General features: G+C 33.5%; 26 protein-coding genes. 9 read left to right on the top strand and 17 right to left on the bottom strand.

Annotation, left to right across the window (positions count from 1 at the left end):
- Positions 1-65 precede the first annotated feature (65 nt).
- The gene (locus tag AC061E_RS14765; RefSeq protein ID WP_478286926.1) at positions 66-1,019 is read right to left on the bottom strand and encodes a transketolase family protein; all 954 of its coding nucleotides are present in this window, start codon (positions 1,017-1,019) and stop codon (positions 66-68) included.
- Positions 1,020-1,080: 61 nt separating this feature from the next.
- The gene (locus tag AC061E_RS14770) at positions 1,081-1,929 is read right to left on the bottom strand and encodes a transketolase (RefSeq protein WP_478286927.1); all 849 of its coding nucleotides are present in this window, start codon (positions 1,927-1,929) and stop codon (positions 1,081-1,083) included.
- 151 nt (positions 1,930-2,080) lie between these two features.
- Between AC061E_RS14770 and AC061E_RS14775 the strand changes: the two genes are divergently transcribed.
- Positions 2,081-2,662 (top strand): Crp/Fnr family transcriptional regulator, encoded by a 582-nt coding sequence (locus tag AC061E_RS14775; protein WP_478286928.1) that lies wholly within the window; start codon positions 2,081-2,083, stop codon positions 2,660-2,662.
- Positions 2,663-2,752: 90 nt separating this feature from the next.
- Positions 2,753-4,372 (top strand): alkene reductase, encoded by a 1,620-nt coding sequence (locus tag AC061E_RS14780; RefSeq protein WP_478286929.1) that lies wholly within the window; start codon positions 2,753-2,755, stop codon positions 4,370-4,372.
- Positions 4,373-4,488: 116 nt separating this feature from the next.
- Here AC061E_RS14780 and AC061E_RS14785 read toward each other — a convergent pair whose 3' ends face one another.
- Entirely contained in the window at positions 4,489-4,773 is a 285-nt protein-coding gene (locus tag AC061E_RS14785) for a rhodanese-like domain-containing protein (RefSeq protein ID WP_478286930.1), read from the bottom strand.
- A 363-nt stretch (positions 4,774-5,136) separates the two neighbouring features.
- Here AC061E_RS14785 and AC061E_RS14790 point away from each other — a divergent pair, with 363 nt between their 5' ends.
- From AC061E_RS14790 to prfA, 3 genes are all read left to right on the top strand, one after another.
- Positions 5,137-5,514 carry a hypothetical protein gene (locus tag AC061E_RS14790; protein ID WP_478286931.1) on the top strand — a complete coding sequence of 126 codons (378 nt, stop codon included), beginning with the start codon at positions 5,137-5,139 and terminating at the stop codon, positions 5,512-5,514.
- A 195-nt stretch (positions 5,515-5,709) separates the two neighbouring features.
- Positions 5,710-6,552 carry an alpha/beta hydrolase gene (locus AC061E_RS14795; RefSeq protein WP_478286932.1) on the top strand — a complete coding sequence of 281 codons (843 nt, stop codon included), beginning with the start codon at positions 5,710-5,712 and terminating at the stop codon, positions 6,550-6,552.
- A gap of 543 nt (positions 6,553-7,095) precedes the next feature.
- Positions 7,096-8,172 carry a peptide chain release factor 1 gene (prfA, locus tag AC061E_RS14800; RefSeq protein WP_144892900.1) on the top strand — a complete coding sequence of 359 codons (1,077 nt, stop codon included), beginning with the start codon at positions 7,096-7,098 and terminating at the stop codon, positions 8,170-8,172.
- 98 nt (positions 8,173-8,270) lie between these two features.
- Here prfA and AC061E_RS14805 read toward each other — a convergent pair whose 3' ends face one another.
- The 6 genes from AC061E_RS14805 to AC061E_RS14830 all read right to left on the bottom strand — a co-directional run bounded on the left by AC061E_RS14805 (position 8,271) and on the right by AC061E_RS14830 (position 12,329).
- Positions 8,271-8,603, bottom strand: coding sequence for a hypothetical protein (locus AC061E_RS14805; protein WP_478286933.1), 333 nt, complete (start codon positions 8,601-8,603; stop codon positions 8,271-8,273).
- Between the two features lie 180 nt (positions 8,604-8,783).
- On the bottom strand, positions 8,784-9,077 hold the full coding sequence (locus AC061E_RS14810; RefSeq protein WP_478286934.1) for a YtxH domain-containing protein: 294 nt from the start codon (positions 9,075-9,077) through the stop codon (positions 8,784-8,786).
- Between the two features lie 22 nt (positions 9,078-9,099).
- A complete protein-coding gene (locus AC061E_RS14815) occupies positions 9,100-9,261 on the bottom strand; it encodes a lmo0937 family membrane protein (RefSeq protein ID WP_478286949.1) in 162 nt (53 codons plus the stop codon).
- A 250-nt stretch (positions 9,262-9,511) separates the two neighbouring features.
- On the bottom strand, positions 9,512-11,308 hold the full coding sequence (locus AC061E_RS14820; RefSeq protein ID WP_478286935.1) for a sensor histidine kinase: 1,797 nt from the start codon (positions 11,306-11,308) through the stop codon (positions 9,512-9,514).
- A gap of 1 nt (position 11,309) precedes the next feature.
- The gene (locus tag AC061E_RS14825) at positions 11,310-11,756 is read right to left on the bottom strand and encodes a response regulator (protein ID WP_478286936.1); all 447 of its coding nucleotides are present in this window, start codon (positions 11,754-11,756) and stop codon (positions 11,310-11,312) included.
- A gap of 12 nt (positions 11,757-11,768) precedes the next feature.
- Positions 11,769-12,329, bottom strand: a complete 561-nt coding sequence (locus AC061E_RS14830) for a helix-turn-helix domain-containing protein (RefSeq protein ID WP_478286937.1) — start codon at positions 12,327-12,329, stop codon at positions 11,769-11,771.
- Positions 12,330-12,826: 497 nt separating this feature from the next.
- Here AC061E_RS14830 and pyrF point away from each other — a divergent pair, with 497 nt between their 5' ends.
- The 3 genes from pyrF (at position 12,827) to AC061E_RS14845 (ending at position 15,389) form a co-directional block, all read left to right on the top strand.
- A complete protein-coding gene (gene pyrF, locus AC061E_RS14835) occupies positions 12,827-13,648 on the top strand; it encodes an orotidine-5'-phosphate decarboxylase (protein WP_478286938.1) in 822 nt (273 codons plus the stop codon).
- Between the two features lie 50 nt (positions 13,649-13,698).
- Positions 13,699-14,502, top strand: coding sequence for an ABC transporter substrate-binding protein (locus AC061E_RS14840; RefSeq protein ID WP_478286939.1), 804 nt, complete (start codon positions 13,699-13,701; stop codon positions 14,500-14,502).
- Between the two features lie 101 nt (positions 14,503-14,603).
- Complete coding sequence (locus tag AC061E_RS14845) at positions 14,604-15,389, top strand: alpha/beta fold hydrolase (RefSeq protein ID WP_314839408.1); 786 nt, start codon at positions 14,604-14,606, stop codon at positions 15,387-15,389.
- A 215-nt stretch (positions 15,390-15,604) separates the two neighbouring features.
- Here the strand turns inward: AC061E_RS14845 and purU are convergent, their stop codons facing one another.
- Together purU and AC061E_RS14855 are read right to left on the bottom strand one after the other, a co-directional pair.
- Positions 15,605-16,459 carry a formyltetrahydrofolate deformylase gene (gene purU, locus AC061E_RS14850; protein WP_478286940.1) on the bottom strand — a complete coding sequence of 285 codons (855 nt, stop codon included), beginning with the start codon at positions 16,457-16,459 and terminating at the stop codon, positions 15,605-15,607.
- 112 nt (positions 16,460-16,571) lie between these two features.
- Complete coding sequence (locus AC061E_RS14855; RefSeq protein ID WP_478286941.1) at positions 16,572-17,279, bottom strand: DUF4197 domain-containing protein; 708 nt, start codon at positions 17,277-17,279, stop codon at positions 16,572-16,574.
- A 279-nt stretch (positions 17,280-17,558) separates the two neighbouring features.
- On the opposite strand from AC061E_RS14855, the gene AC061E_RS14860 reads away from it, so the two are divergent.
- The gene (locus AC061E_RS14860; RefSeq protein ID WP_478286942.1) at positions 17,559-21,011 is read left to right on the top strand and encodes a methylmalonyl-CoA mutase family protein; all 3,453 of its coding nucleotides are present in this window, start codon (positions 17,559-17,561) and stop codon (positions 21,009-21,011) included.
- Between the two features lie 112 nt (positions 21,012-21,123).
- On the opposite strand, the gene AC061E_RS16705 is transcribed toward AC061E_RS14860, so the two are convergent.
- From AC061E_RS16705 to AC061E_RS14885, 6 genes are all read right to left on the bottom strand, one after another.
- Complete coding sequence (locus AC061E_RS16705) at positions 21,124-21,228, bottom strand: DUF6037 family protein (protein ID WP_502306424.1); 105 nt, start codon at positions 21,226-21,228, stop codon at positions 21,124-21,126.
- A gap of 17 nt (positions 21,229-21,245) precedes the next feature.
- Positions 21,246-21,488, bottom strand: coding sequence for a hypothetical protein (locus tag AC061E_RS14865; protein ID WP_478286943.1), 243 nt, complete (start codon positions 21,486-21,488; stop codon positions 21,246-21,248).
- A 2-nt stretch (positions 21,489-21,490) separates the two neighbouring features.
- Positions 21,491-21,763 (bottom strand): hypothetical protein, encoded by a 273-nt coding sequence (locus AC061E_RS14870; protein WP_478286944.1) that lies wholly within the window; start codon positions 21,761-21,763, stop codon positions 21,491-21,493.
- 12 nt (positions 21,764-21,775) lie between these two features.
- Positions 21,776-22,678 carry a DUF5655 domain-containing protein gene (locus AC061E_RS14875; protein WP_478286945.1) on the bottom strand — a complete coding sequence of 301 codons (903 nt, stop codon included), beginning with the start codon at positions 22,676-22,678 and terminating at the stop codon, positions 21,776-21,778.
- Position 22,679: 1 nt separating this feature from the next.
- Positions 22,680-23,120: a hypothetical protein gene (locus AC061E_RS14880; protein ID WP_478286946.1), complete on the bottom strand. Its 441-nt coding sequence runs from the start codon at positions 23,118-23,120 to the stop codon at positions 22,680-22,682.
- 10 nt (positions 23,121-23,130) lie between these two features.
- A partial coding sequence (locus tag AC061E_RS14885) for a restriction endonuclease subunit S (RefSeq protein ID WP_478286947.1) occupies positions 23,131-23,640 on the bottom strand: 510 nt, incomplete at its 5' end.

The following is a 23,640-nucleotide window of genomic DNA, read 5'->3' on the forward strand; positions in this document are numbered from 1 at the left end:
AAAAGACATAAAAAAAACCAGACCGCCGTGGCGGTCTGGTTTTTTTATGGAATAAATCGAAAAGATTATTTTCTTTTCATTACTCTTTCTACTGCTTCGATAATAGCTTGATTGTTCAGTTTGTATTTTTCCATTAATTGCTCAGGAGTTCCTGATTCACCAAAACTGTCATTTACCGCAACAAATTCTTGTGGAGCAGGACTGTTTAAAGCTAAGACTCTCGAGATGCTTTCGCCAAGACCACCTAAAATGTTATGCTCTTCAGCGGTAACAATACATTTGGTTTTTGCCAATGATTTCAATATCGCTTCTTCATCTAATGGTTTGATCGTGTGGATATTGATTACTTCTGCAGAGATTCCTTGTTGTTCTAAGGTTTCGGCAGCTTGTAAAGCTTCCCAAACTAAATGTCCGGTAGCTATAATTGTAACATCAGATCCCTCCGTTAAAACAATGGCTTTCCCAATTTCGAACGGTTCGTCAGCTGGCATAAAGTTAGGCACAACTGGACGACCAAAACGCAAATATGCAGGTCCGTTATGATCTGCTAAAGCTAAAGTAGCCGCTTTGGTTTGGTTGTAATCACAAGTGTTAATTACAGTCATTCCTGGAAGCATTTTCATTAATCCGATATCTTCTAGGATTTGGTGTGTTGCACCATCTTCTCCTAAAGTTAATCCAGCGTGAGAAGCACAAATTTTTACATTTTTCTCAGAGTATGCTACTGATTGACGAATTTGATCGTACACTCTTCCTGTAGAAAAGTTAGCAAACGTTCCAGTAAAAGGAATTTTTCCTCCTATAGTTAACCCTGCTGCTATACCGATCATGTTAGCCTCTGCAATTCCAATTTGGAAAAAACGTTCTGGATGGTTTTTCTTAAAATCATCAAATTTTAAAGAACCAATTAAATCGGCACAAAGTGCCACTACATTTTCGTTTTTTTGACCTAGTTCAGTCATTCCCGCTCCAAAACCTGAGCGCGTATCTTTACTTCCTGTGTTTGTGTATTTTTTCATTGTCTATTATGGATTTTTAGCAGTATTCACTGAATACTAATTTCTGGCAACTGAATACTCTCTAGTAATCACCTAAAGTTTCTAGATTTTGACTCAATGCAGTAGCCAATTGATCGTTATTAGGCGCTTTACCATGCCATGCATGACTGTACATCATAAAATCGACACCGTTACCCATTTCTGTGTGTAACAATACGCAAACTGGTTTTCCTTTTCCGGTTCTTGATTTAGCATCGTTCATACCAGCAATGATCGCTTCGATATCGTTTCCTTTTTCAATTTCTAAAACATCCCAATCAAAAGCTTCAAATTTAGCACGGATACTTCCCATAGCTAAAACCTCGTCAGTAGTTCCATCAATTTGTTTTCCGTTCAAATCGATCGTTGCAATTAAATTATCTACTTTTTTAGCAGATGCATACATGATGGCTTCCCAGTTTTGACCTTCTTGTAATTCACCATCACCGTGAAGGGTGTAGATGATGTGGTTGTCACCATTCAATTTTTTAGCTTGAGCAGCACCAATCCCAACAGATAATCCTTGACCTAAAGAACCAGATGCAATACGAACACCAGGAAGATGGTCGTGTGTAGTTGGGTGACCTTGTAATCTAGAATTGATCAAACGGAAAGTAGCTAATTCAGCAACTGGAAAATAACCACTTCGTGCCAATACACTGTACAATACAGGTGAAATATGACCATTAGAAAGAAAGAAAAGATCTTCACCTATTCCGTCCATTTCAAAACCTTCTTTGCGATCCATTATGTTTTGATACAATACGACAAGAAATTCAGCACAACCTAAAGAACCACCTGGGTGTCCTGAGTTGACTGCGTGTACCATTCGAAGAATATCTCTTCTAACTTGGATTGTTAAATCCTTTAATTGTTGTGTGTTTGGTTTCATTTGTGTGTTAAATTAGACTCGGCAAATATAATCAGATATTTTGATTAATATCAGGTTCCATTTTTAGATTTATCATTAGTTATAAATGGTATCGTAGTTTTGTTGACCATAATTTTTTTAGTAGTACTGAGGTATTTAGTATCTTGCCACTATGTTTGACCAATTGTTTAAGAGTTTTCAAGAAAAAGTAACACTAACTCCCGCTGAAATGGAGTTGTGTAAATCGTTTTTTATTCCAAAAAAATTACGCAAAAAACAAGTCTTGCTTCAGGAAGGAGACGTGTGTATCTATAATGCTTTTGTTGAAAAAGGAATTCTTCGCTCTTATTTTTTGGATGAAAAAGGAAACGAACACACGGTACAATTTGCAATCGAAGGCTGGTGGATTACAGATTTGTCTAGTTTTCTCACCAACAGTCATTCCATTTACACCATCGAAGCCCTTGAGGATTCAGAGTTACTGTTGTTAACCACGGAGGCCAGAGAAGCCTTGATGAATCAAATCCCCATGTTTGAGCGGTACCAACGCTTGCTGTTGCAAAACGCCTACATTGCCAATCAAGCCAGAATCAATTCTACACTAACTGCAACTGCCGAGGAAAAGTATCTTAAATTAGGAGAAGCCTATCCTGGAATTGTACAACGTGTACCCCAACACATGCTGGCTTCGTACCTTGGATTTACTGCTGAAACCCTTAGTAGAATTCGAAAACAATTGCGCAAAAAGGAATAAATAATTGATCTACATCAATAGAATTTCTTGCTCTACATCAAGTAATGTTACTTTCTTACTGCCGTAAATTTGTATCGTAGATAAAAAACAATGTCACCAAGAAAAATAGTTGCAGTATTAGGCGTATCAGAAATACATAGTGTTCTTGTGGCGAAGCAAATTGCCAAAACAAATGCTGTTTTGCTGTTTGATCGTGATATTGAGGTGTTGAATAGCGTTTTTTCTGAAATTCAGACAGCGCATCCCAATGCCAATGTAGAAATGATGATTTGTCCCACTAATGCTAGTTGGGAGGCTGATATAATTGTACTTTCAAATGATTCGGTTATTGATGGTAATAGTATCAATAAAATCAGAAATGTAGCGACTGGAAAGTTGATCCTTTTTTTTGAAAACGCTTTTAGCACTGATGTTGAAAGACATTCTTCTAATAAAGTACAAGCTTTATTTCCATTTTCGAAAGTTGTACATATTTGCGAATCAAAAGCTAATCCAGGCGATTCTTTTGACATAAGCGGAAACAATCAGGAAGCGGTGCAGACTGTTTTTACTCTACTCACAAGCATTGGATTGAAAGCCAGTGCACAAAAAATTAAACTAAATAAAAAAAATCAAATGAGTAAATCAATTTTATTTCAGCCCTACACTTTAGGAAACAGTATTTTAAAAAATCGAATGGTTATGGCTCCTATGACACGAAGCCGTTCAAATAACGAAGGAAACGTTCCTACAGCACTTACGGCAGAATATTATGCACAAAGAGCAACAGCAGGTTTAATTGTATCTGAGGGAACTTTTGTGAGTACCAAAGCAGTAGGTTTTATTAATGTACCAGGAATTTATAGTGAAGCGCAAACCGAAGGGTGGAAGCTGGTTACAAAAGCTGTACATGAAAAAGGAGGGACGATATTTGCACAATTGTGGCATACGGGTCGCTTATCACATCCTGATTTACATAACGGTGAATTGCCGCATGCACCATCAGCTCTGAATCCTTTTGCGCAAGCATATACAAAAGATGGTTTTCAAGATACCGTAGTGCCAAAAGAAATGACAATTGAAGACATCAAACAAACTGTTTTAGATTTCAAAAACGGAGCTAAAAATGCTATCGCTGCAGGATTTGATGGTGTTGAATTGCATGCTGCCAACGGTTATTTATTGCAACAGTTTTTTAATGGGTATTCGAATCATCGTACCGATGAATATGGAGGTTCTATTAAAAACAAATCCCGAATTTTATTTGAGATTCTAGATGCTTTGAAAGAAGTTATCGACTATTCAAAAGTGGGAGTGCGTTTGAATCCTTCCTTGCACAATGCACAAGGAATGATGCTTGATGAAGCAACAATTCCTACCTACGAATACATTACCACAAAGCTGAATGATTACGGATTAGCGTATGTTCATTTAACAGAGCCTTTTACCGATGTATCTGAAGTACCTTTTGCAGTAACTGAAGTAGCCAAACATTTCAGACCGTTTTACAAAGGAACTTTGATTATTAACAAAGGTTTCAATAAGGAAACAGGTATTAAAGTGCTGGAAGATGGTGACGCTGATTTGGTAGCTTATGGCGTTCCTTTTATTGCCAATCCTGATTTGGTAGCTCGTTATGAAACCGATGCGCCTTTGAACACACCTGATCCAACTACATTTTACACCGATACAGTAAAAGGATATACCGATTATCCAGCTTTGAATGAGTAAGTCCTTTTATTATTGAAAATTTGATTGAGACGTTTCAATATAGTACAAGAAAGCCCGCAAATAGCGGGCTTTTTGTATTGTATAATTTCAATTGAAAGTAATGATCTTGTTAGTTGTTACTCAGCTTGTGCTTGTAAATAATTTACATCCAGCCAAGAACCGCCGTTATAACATTCAATTCCGTGTGCAGTAAGGAAAACTTGTGCTTGTCCACTTCTGTTTCCAGAGGCACAAAATAGTACTAACGGTGCTTTGAGTTCTTGGATTTCCTGTATTCTATGTGGTATTTCTTGGAGCGGGATGTTGAGAGATCCAGCAACATGACCTCCAGTAAATTCTGCATAAGAGCGCACATCAATTAAGGTTCCTCTTTTTTCTTTTATAATTTGAGCTATTTCCATTGGGATTATCTTTGTTTCGAATCTAAAATTTATTGGCACAAAAATAAAAATAAAGCTTTATAGGTAACATTTTATTCAGAAAGAAAAGTAGCGTTTGAAATTTCTAAATACTACTAAAGATATTAATTCTGTTGCTAATTTTTTTGATAACATAAGACTAAACTTTTGCAAATTCATCGCATTTTTCTACAGCATTCAAAAATATACTTGTTTAAAACCAGGAAATGCTCAAAGACTATTTAGAGACCATAAGACTTTGTTAAATACAACTTTATTAAAAATAGATGGGCTACCTTTATAAGAATGCTAATAATCAGTAAAGTACAGCTGAAATAAAAGGTGTTATAACTAAAATAAATAATCATGTCACAGAACAGTAAAAAGCAATTTGGAGTTTGGATGGATTCCCATCACGCTACCATTGTAGGAAGAGAAAATGTAGATTCCGGAGATTTTTTAATACTAGGTCATGAAACCGTTGACGGACAAGGCTACAATACAAGTGAAAATGCCGCTAACAATGCTGAGAGAGATCAGCTGAGAAAACTTTTTAAAAGTATTACTGCTCACATGCAAAACGTAGATGAATTGCACGTAACAGGAACAGGAACTGCTCAGGAGCAATTTATAAATTATTTGAGTGAAATACCTCAGTATAAGAATGTAGTAGCTGCAGAAAGTACTTCGAATAAAATGACAGATCAAAGTTTAGTTGAGTACGTGACAACGCAGTTCAATTAATTTAAATGTTTTTAATTTGAAACTCATTGGGTTCATCAGAAGCTTCTTAAAAACGGTTCGTATCTTTGATATGGACCGTTTTTTTTGGATTTTAATCTACCGAAAGGGAAAATGATTCTGAATTTAAAGCCCTAATTTTAGAGACTTGGTAATGGATACGATTTTTTTAAATAGTATATTCGTAAAAAAAAATACATGATGCGTTTATTTAAAATTCCTACAGTTTTAGTATCTGTTTTTCTGATAACGAGTTGTGCCTCCAAAAAGACTATTAATATTGTTTACCAACCAACTACGGTTGAAAATGCAAGCAGTGCTCCTAAGCTAAACATTTTTGTTCCTCGAAAAGTTAATAAAGCAGGCGCTAAAGTTTTGATTTTTGTGCATGGAGGAAACTGGAATAGCGGGCGTAAGGGAACTTATGATTTATTAGGTCGCAATTTTGCCAAAAGGGGAATTATCACCGTTATACCAGACTATAACTTGAGTCCTGCGGTTAATTATGATGTTATGGCGCAACAAATTGCAACTGTTATTGAATGGACTAAAAAGAATATTGGTCAATATAACGGCAATGCGAACCAAATTTTTATAACCGGACACTCAGCAGGTGGGCATCTTGGGGCATTGGCGGTTATGAATCCTAAATATGGTGTGCAACCTACGAGTGTTGCTGGAATCATTTTAAACGACGCGGCTGGACTCGATATGAAAAACTATCTCGAAAAATATCCTCCAACCAATCAAGACGATTATTTGGCAACCTGGACTGCCGATCCTGCACAATGGAAAGCAGCTTCGCCAATTTACTATGTCAATGCTCAAACGCCACCAGTTTTATTGTATGTGGGCACAAAAACCTATCCCTCTATTATTGAGGGAAGCCAACGCTTTGAGAAAGCTATCAAAGCTTTTCAACCTGAAGTGCAAACGATTCGGTTGAACAAAAAGCACGTTCCTATGGTGGTGCAATTTTTTAAACCTTGGAGTGCCAGATTTGATGAAATAATTGGTTTTATGAATGAAAATTCAAAATAAAGTTTTTCAAAATAGTTTGATAAACGCTCTTAATAATAGTAGTGATTCATTTTGCAAACTAATTTTTTTGAGGAAATTCATTTCCAAATGTTTCAATTAATTTTTCTTTGGTAGTGGGTTTAGGAATGTAGTTTACAAATCCTATTTCAAGACATTATTTTTGCCTCCTGACATCTTATTTGAGGTTTGCGCAATAACTTTGGCTTCGGTGGTAGGTACCATTTTGGCGGCCTTTTATCTAATTAGTTGAGGTTTCTAGTCTATTTTTTGGACTTAGTACCTGAAAGAATATCTTTAAGAATCACTTTCAAATACATGGAATGCAGATTTTAAATTGAATTTTTTCTTTACATAAAAAATTCAATCAAACTTCAACTTCCACATGTTGCATTTATTCATTAAAACTAAGAATATTGAAATGAAAAATGGAGTTTAATTTTATGTGAATTCTATTCTAAGTTACTCCATTTGAATCTCTGTGATTCATCTTGCAAACTGAATACTTTTTTCGTATTTTTGCACTCCAATAAAAGGATTTATAAAATGTTAGATAGACTTCAAATAGTAAAACAACGTTTTGATGAGATTTCGGATTTGATTATTCAACCTGATGTAATATCAGATCAAAAACGTTATGTGCAATTGAATCAAGAGTACAAAAGTTTAAAAGCCCTTGCTGAGAAACGAGATGAATACGTTCTTATCATGGCAAACATAGAAGAAGCAAATGAAATTATAGCTGATAATAGTGATGCAGACATGACCGAAATGGCCAAAATGCAACTAGAGGAAGCTAAAGAGCGTTTGCCACTACTTGAAGAGGAAATAAAATTCATGTTGATTCCTAAAGATCCAGAAGATGCAAAGAATGTTATGGTTGAAATTCGTGCCGGAACCGGTGGGGATGAGGCTAGTATTTTTGCAGGAGATTTATTCAGGATGTACACAAAATATTGTGAAAATCAAGGATGGCGTACTTCTGTAGTAGATATGAATGAAGGAACATCTGGTGGTTTTAAAGAGGTGATTTTTGAAGTTACAGGAGAAGATGTTTACGGGACTTTAAAATTTGAGGCTGGTGTTCACCGAGTGCAAAGGGTTCCACAAACGGAAACTCAAGGACGTGTACATACCTCTGCTGCTACAGTAATGGTATTGCCAGAGGCTGAAGAATTTGATGTACAAATTGATATGAACGATGTACGCGTTGATTTCTTTTGTTCCTCAGGACCAGGTGGACAATCTGTAAATACAACAAAATCTGCAGTGCGATTAACGCATATCCCTACAGGATTGGTGGCTCAGTGTCAAGACCAAAAATCGCAACACAAAAATAAAGATAAAGCTTTTGGTGTACTAAGATCTCGTTTATACGAACAAGAATTAGCTAAAAAACAAGCCGAAGATGCAACAAAACGTACGTCACAGGTGAGTTCTGGAGATAGATCGGCTAAAATCCGTACGTATAATTATGCTCAAGGGCGAGTTACAGATCACCGTGTAGGATTAACACTTTATGATCTTGGAAATATTATGAATGGTGACATTCAAAAAATTGTTGATGAACTTGCATTAGTTAACAATATGGAGAAATTAAAAGAAGCTAGCGAGGTTTTTTAAAATAAAATCTATAAAAGTCAAAAAAGACCTTACTAATTTTAAGTAAGGTCTTTTTTTTGAAAGAATAAATAGGAATATACCAGTATAGATTTAAAAGCTCAATTTAGTTTTTCTGGATAGGAATAATTTTTGAAAACTGATTTCCTATATCTTTCGAATTTTTCTGAAGCCGAATCAATCTTGCTTTCAAATTCAGCTGTCCCTTCGGAGCTATCGATTCTGAGATTCAATGCATTTAATTTTTGTTCAAAATCTTTTTCAATAGTGCTCCAGTTTTTTTGAGCATCTTGCGTTTTATATTTAGTTACCGAATCAATAAAACGGATAAAATCGTTAGTAGCAATTTCAATTCTTTTTTCACTTTCAGTTTGACACGAAATACTAATTATTAAGATAACTAATAGGCATAAGTGTTTTTTAAAATTTCTCATTGTGGTATTGTTAAATCTTAATTTTATGTTACCTCATGGTGTAAAATCATGTATTATTTATAGAGGGTAGGTAATGTTTTTTTTATTGTATAAATGTTTTAGTTCTTTTATATAACATTGTAGTTTAAACAAAAGAATCACACTGCTTTACAATAGTGTGACTCCATCTGGAAATTAAATTTATTTGACTCTGTTTATTTCAACTAAGTGATCAAAATTGGGCTTTTCATCATTATTATTTTGTACCAATCCATCCCATACATTTTGAGTTTCGGATTTTAAGGACTCCATGGTTTGTGTTAATTTTTCCTCCAATTGGCTGGAAGAATCGGTAATCAAATTTTTGAGATCATTTCCTTTTTCTGCTATTTTTTTTCTGGTTTCGCTTCCTTTTGCAGGTGCAAATAATACACCTAATACGGTTCCAACAGCTAATCCAGCTAGTATTCCTAATGCTACGTCACTATTTTTCATGATGGTATTTTTTTAATTTATATTATCCTTTAATAACTTTTAATAATATTGCGATCACAGTAATACTCAATAAAAAATGAATCATACTGCCTATATTATATACAAAAAAAACTAAAGTCCATAGTACCACAAATAATAGTGCAACTATAGATAAAATCTTTTCATGATCGTTTTTTTTATTAATTGCTTATTTGTTGGCTCTAAATATTTGCAAAGATGCAACCTCTTAGTTCAAATGGTATTACATTACTTTATAGAATTGTTATAGAATTTTAATGTCTAATACTTAAAAATAGAATAATTATATAATATGAGATATAAAAGAAAGGTAAGAGGATTTGATTTTAGAATCAAAAAATAACAAAAATGTTACACCATAAAAAAAGGTCGTTTCCTAAAAAGCGACCTTATTTTACATTATTTTTAGACTTTGGTTATGATAAAATAGGAAAATAGAGCGTAAAGGTAGCTCCTTCATTTAAAGTTGCATTTGCGGTAATGAAACCCTGATGATTTTCAATAATTTTTTTACAGATTGCTAAACCAATGCCTGTTCCAGCATATTCATTTTTATTATGTAACCTGTTAAAGAGTATGAAAATTTTATTGGCATATTCTTGTTCAAAACCTATTCCGTTATCATGAATTTTTATTTTATAATACCAATCTGTTCCCGTTACGGTATCAGGAAGATTTTCTTCATTCTCTACAGTACAAGTAGTAGCGGTTATTTTTATTTCAAGGGCAGTATTTTCTTTACTATATTTTAGAGAATTGCTAATGAGATTAGTGAATAATTGTTGTATTTGAAAAGGAATAGCATCAAATACAGGTAGTTCTTCACTTGTTATGTTAGCTTTTTTTTCCTCTATAGTTGGTGCTAGCTCTTGTAAAACATGAGAAAGGACTGTGTTTAAATCTGTTTTTTCAAATATTTTTTCGGCCTTATTTGTTCTAGAAAACTGTAATAAGTCATCTATAAGAACACGCATTCTCTTTGCAGACGACTGTATACTAGTTACATATTGTTGCCCTGACAGGGATAAATTTTGATAATCTTTACTTACTAATCGAGATAAAAAGGTTTCTATTTTTCGTAACGGTTCTTGTAAATCATGACTAGCAATGTAATTAAAAGCCATAAGTTCTTTGTTATTACTTTCTAAATCTCTGTTGCGTTGCTCCATCAATTGTTTGGCTTGAACTTCACTGGTAACATCACTAGTAGTTCCTATTTGTGTTCGTTCACCAGATGATACAGTAACAACCCTACCTAATGCTCTAAAATATCTAATTTGGCCATCTTTTCTAATAATCCTATACGTAAATGGAGGTAGATTAACTTCAGATTGAACATTGACTGAGTTATCTTTAACATGTTGTAAATCATCGGGATGAATGAATTGATAAAAGGCCTCGGCACTCGCGGTAAATGATTGAGGTTCGCAGCCCAATAAACGATATTCATTATCCGAAAAAGTAAACGTTTCTGTTTCAAGGTTAAATTGCCAGCTACCAAAATCACCTACAATTTCAGCTAAATTACTAGCTTCATTAGCAACCGTTAATGTATTGATTGTTTTTTTTAACAGAACTAGATCCCCATTCATTTTTAAAAAAGCAATTGTAATTAACACAAGAGTTATAATAAGGGTTAAATATATTAACAAAGGGGTATAATTCATGGTCGAAATATACTCTTGTTGTCTGTTGCTTAACAATATTTTTTCAGTAATCATCATGTCTTCTATTTTGGAGCGAATAGAATCCATTGTTTTTTTTCCGATGTTTAAATAGTTGGTTAGCTCATTTTTGTTATAATTTTTATCTTCTGTCAAATAAATAGATTTAGATAAATAATTCTGCCTTTTATTGATGTAGAAAAGAAGTTTTTTAAGGTTTGCTTGTTGTGTTCTGCTATTTTGGGTTAGTTGAGATACTTTATTAAAGGATTTTTTGACTAATATTTTTGACTTTAAATATGGCTCTAAGAAATTTTTATCTTTAGTAAGTAAATACCCTCTTTGTCCTGTTTCAGCATCTTTTACAAATGAAATTAAACGTTCCAGTTCAGTATTTACCTCATGGCTTTTACTCACAAAGTCAGATGATTTTTTTAAAACGGTTATGTGTTTAAAAGTAATTCCTCCTATAAAGAATATGATTGCAATTGAAATAATAAAAATTATTTTGAGGAAAAGAGGCGATTTATGAAACTGTAAAAACATCATACTACATTCTCATTAAAAAATTATCTTTATTTAAACCCGAAGTATGGTACTGCCAGTTAAGAGTGACCACCTCTGATAATATTTTTTTTAGGTGTTCAAAATCATTCGGTTTTTTAATATAAATGTTTGCTCCATTAATAAATGTTTGCTCAATGTCTTCCTCTGAGGATGACGTTGAATATATGGCAACAGCTATATCGTTGAATTTTTCTTCTTTTTTTATTTCTAGCAAACATTCTTGTCCATTTTTTTTGGGCATGTTCAAATCAAGAAACAAAACATTAGGTAATATAGAATCGGGATGGTTTAAAAAATTCATCAACTCAACCCCATCGTTGAAGGTGTTAACTTTAGTGTTAATTTTTAATTCATCAAAAGCATCTGTAAAAAATAATCTATCGTCCTCATCATCATCAGCAAGGCAAATATTTATAAAATCGGTGTTCATGTTAACGTTTATTTAGTTATTCTTTTGGGCTACTTCTCTTCGTTTTTGAATAATTTTTTGAAATGCCGATGGAGTCATTCCAGTTGTATGCTTGAATTGTGTACTTAAATGAGCTACACTTGAATAGTTTAGTTGTATGGAAATTTCGGTTAAGTTCAGTGGCGTATTAATCATTAGTTGCTTAGCTAATTCAATCTTTTGAATAATGATAAAGTTTTCAATAGAGGTATAAGTTACCTCTGAAAAAACATTCGATAAATAAGCATAACTCAAATTTAATTTATCAGCAATATAAACCGAGCTTTTAATATTTAAAGGCTTATCTGTATGAACCATTTCTACTATAGTATCTTTTATCTTTTGTACTAGTACACTTTTTTGATTTTCTACAATATCAATACCGTAATCTTTAAAAATGGTATTAAGTTCTTCTATTTTTGCCGAAGGAACTTTTTCTAAAAAATTAAATTCTCCAAAACCTATGATGTTGAATTTGTAACCCAAATCAGTGAGTTTTTCTTGAATGATTTTTTTTGTTAGTTGTGCGTAATCAAACTTCAAATGTATTTTCATAAACGGTCAATTTAAAGTAAAGATATAAAAAGCAACATTTGTTTTTATAATTCAAGGGTTTTATGATTTTTTCAATGTCAATTTTTTTTAATTTATTTTTTTTAATTTTAATCTTTTGTATGGTCTAATTCATTGTTTTTTAATTTATTGTAATAACTTTTAAAGATGAATATCTTCTGTTTTAATTTTATTTTTAAAGTAAGCACTAGTTAAATTTGGTTTTTATTTTGTAAGAAATAAACTTACTATGCTGTAATAGTGATACAGTTATTAATGTTTTTATATTTTTCCCCCGTTTTACACATATCAAATAAGGGGTTTTAAATAGTAATTTGAGTTTTGTTTTAGCTGTATACTTGTAACTTTTTTTAGAAATGGTTTATTTATTGAACCGCAATTTACTTAGTAAATTCAAAAATTTTAAATTTAATTTTTATTAGAAGGTATGGCATTAATTTATGGAGATGTTTGTAATTTTGCCAAACAACTACAAAAACATGACAACACAACAATTAATCGATCAAATTACAATCAAAAAATCATTCCTTTGCGTAGGGCTTGATGTAGATTTAGATAAAATTCCAAAACATTTACTTACTCTTGAAGATCCTATTTTTGAGTTCAACAAAGCCATTATTGATGCAACTCATGATTTAGTAGTGTCTTATAAGCCAAATACGGCTTTTTATGAGGCTTATGGTTTAAAGGGTTGGGCTTCATTACAAAAAACGATTGACTACATTAATGAAAAATACCCTGAAATTTTCACAATTGCCGATGCAAAACGTGGCGATATAGGAAATACGTCTACGATGTATGCCAAGGCTTTCTTTAAAGACTTAAAATTTGATAGTGTAACCGTTACTCCTTATATGGGTAAAGATTCTGTTGAACCATTTCTAGCTTTTGAGAATAAGCATACTATAATGTTAGCACTTACGTCAAACGAGGGAGCATTTGATTTTCAAACCTTACAAACAAACCAGCAAGAATTGTACAAGCAGGTCCTTGAAACTTCAAAAACTTGGAAAAACAGTTCTAATTTAATGTATGTTGTGGGCGCTACAAAAGCCGAATATTTTACTGAAGTTAGAAAGATTGTACCAAATAGTTTTTTGCTCGTTCCTGGAGTTGGTGCGCAGGGCGGAAGTCTCGCTGAGGTATGCAAATACGGAATGAATGACTCCATTGGGCTACTCATTAATTCTTCTCGAGGGATTATTTATGCTTCAAACGGAACTGATTTTGCCCTAAAAGCACGCGAAGAAGCTTTAAAAATACAAAAAGAGATGAATGCAATTCTTGATGCAAAGTTGTAAAGATTGCGTTTGTTGGCTTTTATCTCATTTCATTTTACAAGAATCCATTCATGAAAACATACATTGACCAACTTGGTCGTTCCCATACGTTTGAGTCATCTCCAAAACGCATTGTTTCATTAGTTCCATCTCAAACAGAACTGCTGTATGATTTAGGTCTTGAGGAGAAAATAGTCGGTATTACTAAGTTTTGCGTGCATCCCTATCATTTCAAATCGACTAAGAAAACAGTAGGTGGCACTAAAAAAGTGCACTATGAAAAAATCCGATTGCTGGAGCCGGATCTTATCATTTGCAATAAAGAGGAAAACACACAAGAAATGGTAGCCGAGTTGCAAAAAATTGCTCCCGTTTGGGTGACAGATATCATTACCATTGAGGATAATATCCAAATGATTAAAGATTTTGGACAGCTGTTTAATTGTCGTACCGAATCTCAAAAATGGATCGACAAATTGACTTTTGCCTGGAGCGATTTTAAAAAATTCATAGCTGATAAACCCGTTTTAAAAGTGGCCTATTTTATATGGAAAAACCCTTATATGGTAGCGGGTTCAGGGACTTTTATTGATGAATTATTACAATTGAATCACTTTGAAAATATATACACAAATAAAGAGCGATACCCTGAAGTGGATATTACAAAAATTCGCTCTGAGGGTGATCCTCAACTTGTTTTTCTGTCCTCGGAGCCGTTTCCTTTTACAGAGGATCATGCTTTTGAAATAGGAATTAACACGCATCACGGCAAAACAATTTTTGTTGATGGCGAAATGTTTTCTTGGCATGGAAGCAGATTAGTCAAAGCTTTTGATTATTTCAAAAAAATCCATAATTCAATAGCAACAGTATAGGCATTAGGCCCATTTTGATTTTATAAACCTATATTAATCAGGTTAGCACCAAACAGTGTTGAAATTTTAAATTAAAGTTCTATTTTTACAAAAAAAAATACGTGATCAATTACACCATTTACGAGAATAAAAATACCGATCAGTGGGTTACTTTTGTCCACGGAGCAGGCGGAAGTTCGTCTATTTGGTTCAAACAAATTCGAGATTTTAAAAAACAATACAATGTTTTGCTACTCGATTTGCGAGGTCATGGTGAATCAAAAACGACTCTAAAAACCGCTTTCAAACAAAAATATACTTTTTCGGCTTTGGCCAATGATATTCTCGAAGTCTTAGATCATTTACACATTAAGAAATCACATTTTGTAGGCATCTCTTTAGGAACAATTTTAATCAGGCAATTGGCTGAAATGTACCCTCAACGCGTGCAAAGCATGATTTTGGGCGGTGCCATTCTCAAAATGAATTTTCGTTCGCAAGTATTAATGCGCTTAGGAAATATGTTTAAATACGTGTTGCCTTATTTGGTTTTATACAAGTTCTTTGCATTTGTAATCATGCCAAAGAAAAGTCACAAACAATCTCGCTTACTGTTTATCAACGAAGCTAAAAAGTTGTACCAAAAAGAATTCATCAAGTGGTTCAAGCTTACAGCCGAAATCAATCCGGTTCTTAAATGGTTTCGTCAAGTTGAATTGAATATCCCTACTTTATATGTAATGGGTGAGGAAGATTATATGTTTTTACCATCAGTTCGTAAAGTGGTCGAAAGTCATTACAAATCCTCAAAACTTTTTGTGGTTGAAAATTCAGGTCATGTTGTCAACGTGGAGCAACCTAATATTTTTAATGAGGCTGTTCTTTCTTTCCTAAAAAATAAAAGGTAAAAAAAATGCCCGTACTAGAGTACGAGCAATTCTTTAACTAACCAAAACCAAAATAATAAATAACCAGTTTATTACTCTACAAAGGTCGTGAAGAACTCAAGATATCGTTGTTAAGATTTTGTTATTACTTTGTTGGACTTTAGTTAAGATTTTGGGAATCTTAAAACCATCGTTTTTTAAAATGTAAAAAATTGAAAATCAGTATCTTAATATTTTTACAAAAATACAATCGTCTTATTGTTATACACTATTGTTTTGCGTTCGGCGTGCAATTTTATGGCTCTGGCCAACACCGTTCGTTCTATGTCGCGTCCCTTCATGATAAAATCATCAATAGAGTGACTGTGAGAAACTCGTGCTATATCTTGTTCAATAATAGGTCCTTCGTCTAATTCTTCGGTTACATAATGACTTGTAGCACCAATGATTTTTACACCCCGTTTAAAAGCAGAGTGATACGGTTTGGCTCCCGGAAAAGCGGGTAAAAAAGAATGATGAATGTTGATGATCCGATTTTTAAATTGTGCAATAAGATTTGGAGTAATAATTTGCATGTAGCGAGCCAAAACAATAAAATCAATTTGGTTTTGAAGGAGTAATTCCAATTGTTGTTTTTCGCCTATATCTTTTATTTCTTTCGTAAAAGGAACATGATAAAAAGGAATTCCAAATTGATGTGCTACTGCTTCTAAATCGTTATGATTACTAATAATTATTGCGATTTCAAGTGGCAATTCGCCCGCCCGATAACGCCCAAGAATATCATATAAGCAATGGTCGTATTTAGACACAAACAATGCCATTTTAGGTTTGTCAGTTTGCAGGTACATTTCCCATGACATTTGGAACGGTGTAGCTATAACAGTTTGAAAATCGGCTTTTATAGCTTCTAGATTCCAATTTTCAGCTTTGAATTCACATTCAATACGCATGAAAAAAACATCTTCATCAGCATCTACATGCTGGTCTAAATAAACGATATTCCCATCAATGTCGGCAATATAATTAGTAACAGTGGCAATAATTGCTTTTTGATCTGGGCAGTGAATTAGTATTGTAATTTTTTGCATGCGTTTTCTTTTAGGCCTCAAAATAGTAGAAGGCTATTATTTCAAAACTAATGGTATTTGCTGGTATAAAAAAATAGGATTTGGCTGTTTCTGTGATAAAAACAGCCAATTTTTATTTTTTATCCTGCATAGCAAAAACTTTTTGTAGTAATACAGAGGTTCTGGAACTCAAATTAGTTCTAATATTCTTTTCCTCTACGGCAACCATTTTAAAAACACCCGTAAGCGCTTGCTTGGTCACATAATCCGTCAAGTCAGGATTTACTTTATTCACCAGCGGAATGCTGTTGTATTTTGTTATAATGTTGGCCCAAACTTTATCCGCGCCAACTTTGGTAAACGAGTTTTTAATTACGGGATTAAATTTTCCGTACAAAGCCGTTGAAGTACTGTTTTGTAAATACGATGTTGCCGCATTTTGATTGCCTAACAAAATAGTTTTGGCATCCATAATAGTCATATTTCTCACGGCGTCTACAAATATAGGAGTGGCTTCTTTTACAGCATCTTCGGCAGCGCGATTCAATACTTTTAAACCTTCGTCAGCAAGGGGACTAAGTCCTATTTTGCGCAAGCCAGTATCTACTTTTCGCAATTCTTCTGGCAATAAAATTTTAACAGCCTCATTGCGATAAAAACCATCAGTAGCCGTTAGTTTTGTAACTTGTTTCGAAATTCCGTTGTTTAATGCTTCCTTTAAACCTCCAGCAATATCAATGCCTCCAATGCCTTGCGTTTGCGGAAATTGATTCATTACTTGTTGCATTTCTGCACAACCAGAAAGGGAAATCGCCGCGATCAGTATTACAATCTTTTTCATCTTAAATAGGGTATTCGTTAGTGCGCCATTTGGCATTTGTAAAAATACGACTTATTCAAAAATAAAGCCAAACTTTTCAATAGGAGCACCCATTTTGTGCATTCATGAAAATTTGTCCCGCTTTTCGCTGTATCCTCGCTCCACAAAAGCGAGGGATGCCGCTGCAATCGGGGCTAGATTAGAAAATTCTTCCATATATGTGAATAACATCGGTTAACTTCAAATAGCTTTTTTAAAATAAAATTGTAAATTGCAGGCTTAAATTATCATATTCATAAAATGGAACAACAAATACCATATATCCCTAACAATAAAGTAAGAATTGTTACGGCAGCAGCTCTTTTTGATGGTCACGATGCAGCAATCAACATCATGCGTAGGATTATTCAATCTACAGGTGTTGAGGTTATTCACCTAGGTCACGACCGAAGTGTAGAAGAAGTTGTAAATACAGCAATTCAAGAAGATGCTAATGCTATTGCCATCACTTCTTATCAAGGTGGTCATAACGAGTATTTCAAATACATGTACGATTTGCTTCAAGAAAAAGGAGCGGGTCAAATAAAAATTTTTGGTGGTGGAGGCGGAGTGATTTTGCCTACTGAAATTGCTGAACTGCAAGCTTACGGTATTACCCGCATTTACGCTCCAGATGATGGACGCGCGATGGGATTACAAGGAATGATTAACGACTTGGTTCAACAATCTGATTTTCCAACTGGAGATAAATTGACCAATGAAGTGGAGCAATTAGAGGCGAAAAATCCAACAGCTCTAGCCCGAATCATATCTGCAGCGGAGAATTTCCCTGATGTTGCTGCTAAAACATTGGAACTGATCCAAAAAAAGAATGAAAATTGTAAAACACCAGTACTGGGAATTACGGGTACAGGTGGTGCTGGAAAATCGTCGTTAGTTGATGAATTAGTACGTCGTTTCTTGATTGATTTTCCTGAAAAAACAATCGGATTAATCTCTGTAGATCCATCTAAAAGAAAAACAGGTGGAGCGCTTTTGGGGGATAGAATCCGAATGAATGCCATCAATAATCCACGCGTGTACATGCGTTCATTGGCTACACGTCAGTCTAATTTGGCTTTGTCAAAATATGTTGCTGATGCTATTCAAGTCATCAAAGCGGCAAACTATGATATTATTATTCTTGAAACTTCAGGAATCGGTCAGTCAGATACTGAGATTATGGATCACTCTGATGTTTCTTTGTACGTAATGACTCCAGAGTTTGGTGCGGCAACCCAATTGGAAAAAATTGACATGCTTGATTTTGCGGATTTGGTAGCGATAAATAAATTTGACAAACGTGGTTCTCTAGATGCGTTGCGTGATGTAAAAAAACAATACCAGCGCAACCATAACCTTTGGGATGCTGAATTAGATACACTTCCTGTTTTCGGGACCATTGCTTCTCAGTTCAACGATCCGGGAATGAATACGCTGTACAAAGCGATTATGGATAAAGTTCATGAAAAAACAAATTCTGATTTGCAATCTACGTTCCAAATCACGCGTGAAATGAGTGAGAAAATTTTCGTTATTCCGCCACACAGAACCCGTTATTTGTCTGAAATTGCAGAGAGTAATCGCAAATATGATGTGACTGCCTTAAGCCAAGAACAAGTTGCTCAAAAACTATACGGTATTTACAAAACCATTGAAACGGTTGCTAATAAAACACCAGAGCTGAACAAAGCAGGAATCACTGATGATTCTGTTTTGCCAACAGCTATAGAACTTGAAAAAGCTGATAACGCAGAAAATAAAATATTTTTAAATCTTTTACTGAACCAGTTTGAAAAAGTAAAAATGGATTTAGATCCCTACAACTGGGAGATTGTTTTAACTTGGGACGAAAAAGTAAACAAGTATAAAAATCCGGTTTATACGTTTAAAGTACGTGATCGCGAAATTAAAATGGCTACCCATACCGAGTCATTATCGCATTCACAAATCCCGAAAATTGCTTTGCCAAAGTACAAAGCTTGGGGCGATATTTTACGCTGGTGTCTACAAGAAAATGTTCCAGGAGAATTTCCGTTTACTGCTGGTTTATATCCTTTCAAGCGTGAAGGAGAAGATCCTTCAAGAATGTTTGCTGGTGAAGGAGGACCAGAAAGAACCAACAAACGTTTTCATTATGTAAGTGCAGGATTACCCGCAAAAAGGCTTTCTACAGCTTTTGATAGTGTGACTTTGTATGGTAATGATCCGCATGTGCGTCCTGATATTTATGGGAAAATTGGTAATGCCGGAGTTTCTATTTGTTGTCTAGATGATGCTAAAAAGTTGTATTCAGGTTTTGATTTGGTACATGCAATGACTTCTGTTAGTATGACCATCAACGGACCAGCTCCGATGCTGCTTGGGTTTTTTATGAATGCTGCAATCGATCAGCAGTGCGAAATTTACATCAAAGAAAATAACCTTGAAGCTGAAGTTGGCGCTCAAATCAAAGCGATTTACAAGCAAAAAGGAGTAGAAAGACCACAATATCAGGGTGATTTACCTGCAGGAAATAATGGTTTAGGCTTACTGCTTTTGGGAGTTACAGGAGATCAGGTTTTGCCTTTGGAAATTTACAATGATATTAAAGCTAGAACCTTATCACAAGTACGTGGAACGGTTCAGGCTGATATTTTAAAAGAAGATCAAGCTCAAAACACCTGTATTTTTTCTACAGAATTCGCTTTGCGTTTAATGGGTGACGTTCAGGAATACTTTATTGCTAAAAACGTTAGAAACTTTTATTCGGTTTCTATTTCAGGATATCACATTGCCGAGGCTGGTGCAAACCCAATTACACAATTGGCTTTTACCCTTTCAAATGGATTCACTTACGTGGAATATTATTTGAGCCGTGGTATGAACATCAATGATTTTGGACCTAATTTATCATTCTTCTTTTCGAATGGGGTAGATCCAGAATATGCTGTAATAGGTAGAGTAGCGCGTAAAATTTGGGCGAAAGCCATGAAAACAAAATATGGTGCCAATGAAAGAGCGCAAATGTTGAAATACCACATTCAGACCTCAGGACGTTCGTTGCATGCACAAGAAATTGATTTCAACGATATTCGTACCACTTTGCAAGCTTTATATGCAATTTATGACAACTGTAACTCATTGCATACCAATGCTTATGACGAAGCTATTACGACACCAACGGAAGAGAGTGTGCGTCGTGCCATGGCGATTCAGTTGATTATCAATAAGGAATTAGGTCTAGCCAAAAATGAAAACCCAATTCAAGGTGCTTTTATTATCGAAGAATTAACAGATCTTGTGGAAGCTGCGGTATTACTAGAATTTGATAGAATTACCGAGCGTGGTGGCGTTCTTGGGGCTATGGAAACAATGTATCAGCGTAGTAAAATTCAAGAAGAAAGTTTGTATTACGAAACCTTAAAACATACCGGTGAATTCCCAATTGTAGGAGTTAACACTTTCTTGAGTTCTAAAGGATCGCCAACCGTAATTCCTGCTGAAGTAATTCGTGCTACCGAAGAAGAGAAACAATACCAGATTGAAATGTTGAATAATCTTCATCAATCTAATCAAGATAAAGTAAATGCACAACTTAATAGCATTCAAGAAGCGGCTATTAAAAATGAAAATCTATTTGAACACTTGATGGAGGCTACAAAGGTTTGTTCGTTAGGACAAATTACGGCGGCTTTGTTTGAAGTAGGTGGTCAGTACAGACGCAATATGTAAGAATAATTTACGATTTGGGATTTATGAGTTTTGAATTGTGAATTTAGAATATATTTATAAAAAACCTTTCAGAAATGGAAGGTTTTTTTGTGTTCTGCAATAGTAAGTTTTTTTATTTTAGTTCTGTTGTATATCGAATACTAACATTTTCTCTTTTACAATATAAATAATGTTCGGGGTAAAGAATCCTTGTTTTTTCTAAATTGGATAATTTCATTTATATAATTGTCAAAATTAATCTTTTTCACTATCTACAAATTTACTAATCAAATATCCCAAAAGTATTATCCCGCCAATTGTAATGGCTGCACCTAATGACTCGTTTGAATTCTTGTCATTAATGTACTTGTCATACTGATTTTTTGTAATAGAACCGTTGTTATAAAGCAAAACCATATACTCGTCTTTTTCTAATTGAGTAGCAGTATTGCTTTTAACTTTATCGCTTAATTGTTGGAGTTTATAATAATCTATCATAACTACTTAATTTTTTTAGTGCTATTAATCAAGTCGTAAATTTTAGGCAAATGGTCAAGTATTTGAGTTTGAAACAAATTAATAATCTGTTGCTGATTTTCATCTCTACCCTTAATCTTCTCTAATTCAATTTCTTGTTTGTGGATTTTATCTTTCAATTCATCAACTTTATCTCTTACATATTCTTTTAGGTTATGTCTTGTAGTAAAGAATGTTGAAAGTCCTGCAACAATTATTCCAATTATGTAAAGCGTATCTTTTAATCCAAATTCCATAAATCTATAATTTTATTTTATAGCTTGTTTCACCAAACTCATTATATACTCAATATTTTCTGTGTTTGTAACCACAATTTCGTAATCTCCATTGCCCCAATGTCCCATTTCTGAAACATCACGCATAATATTTTTCGGGTCTTCTAATTGTCCTTTTTTGAGGTTAATCCATATTTTTAAACCTTTCTTTTGAATACAAATATCAGCAATATTTGAGTTCTTTTTAAATGCTACATAATCTAATTTAGGTTGAATTTCAATATCGTCAGAAAGATTTAGTATTGCATTTTTAAAAGTTTCGTACAACTCAATTATTTCATCAGTTTTATTGGTTGTATGGTCTTCCTCGGTATAAACTTTTATTTCCTTTACAATATTCTTTAAAACTTCTTTTTTCTCTGAAATCGATTTTATACTTGTGGCAGATTGTGTTTTCTTGTAGGGATTAATTACAATAATATCGCCTTCAAATCTTTTTATCTCGTACAATTCAATTCCTAAATCTTTGAAGTTTGTAGCTTGTTTTTGGTTTTCAGTAAAATTAGTAGATACAAAAATCACTCTCGTTTGCGACCAGTCAATAGTGCTACTATGTAACGTTTTATTAAGCGTTTCGTTATAGGCAAGAATAAAAGTAGCTTTATTTTCAAGCATTAAATTAAGATAGGTAAACCCTTGATCTACGACACTACTATTTTTATCTCGTTTGTATTCAATAATAATAAATGCCTTGTTTTGTTTGTCGTATGCCAAACTGTCTATTCGTTTGTTTTGAATAGTAAACTCGGATTGTACTAACTCCAAATCAAGAATTTTCTCCAAGTTATCCTCGAAAATCTTTTGGATTTCCTTTTCTAACTTAAAAGGTTTTTCTATTAATTTGTTTAGTTCTTTATTTTGTTGAAAAAGTAGCATATTATAATTTTTCTAGTCCAGTTATCCAAGTTTTTAATTCTGTTAATATCCTTATATCACGTGTATGTTCTAAAACTGGATTACTTGGGTTAAACTTTTCTACATTGATATATTTTACAAGCCAATTTGTGCTAAAATTATAATTGTTTTTCAAGTGTCTTCTTGCTTTTCCTTTTGTTCTACAAGTATTTATTAAAATATCAACATCAGGAAATTTAGTTAATAAGGTATCATTTTTTATTATTTCTGCTAAATTATCTCCCGCAGATACAAAACCAATTTTTAATTTATTGATTTCTAAAACGCCAAATATATCTCCCTTTGTTAAATCTATTCCGTGATTAATATGAGTGTAATTTGTAATTATCCAAGTAGCAAAATCTTTTATTTTACTTGATTTACCACATTCATCAACTCCTTTTAAAGTAAACATTTTTTTCATACTATACAATTTATCCTAAAATCATTTTTTCAATTTTACTATTTGCTTCTTTTAAAACTAAATCAGCTTCATTCTCTAATGTTTTTGCTTTCTTTCTAATTTCAAAAATGTTTTCAGTTATCTTATCTTGAATATTTAAAGGTGGTAATGGAACTAATATTTTACGAAGAGATTCTTTTGTTAATCCTGTTACAGTAGCACCAGTTATAAACCTCTTCAAAAGTATTTGTCCGATACTTGAATGTAAATAGTAAATCAAATAATAAGGACTTATTAATTTTTTTTCTGGACGAATTAAAAAAACGTGTTCGTTAATATTCTGTTTAACAAATTTAGGAGAATCGATGATTCCAATTTTTCCAGTTGTTGCACCATCTTTGACTAAAATAATATCATTCATTTTAGTTTCAGTTTGCTTAATTTTTTCGTGAAATTCAATAGGTATATATTTTGGTTTACCATTCCCAACTTCACATTTATTTTTAGCATTGGTGGAGAACACGTTAACAATAAATGTGAA

Source organism: Flavobacterium sp. GNP011 (assembly GCF_056428925.1).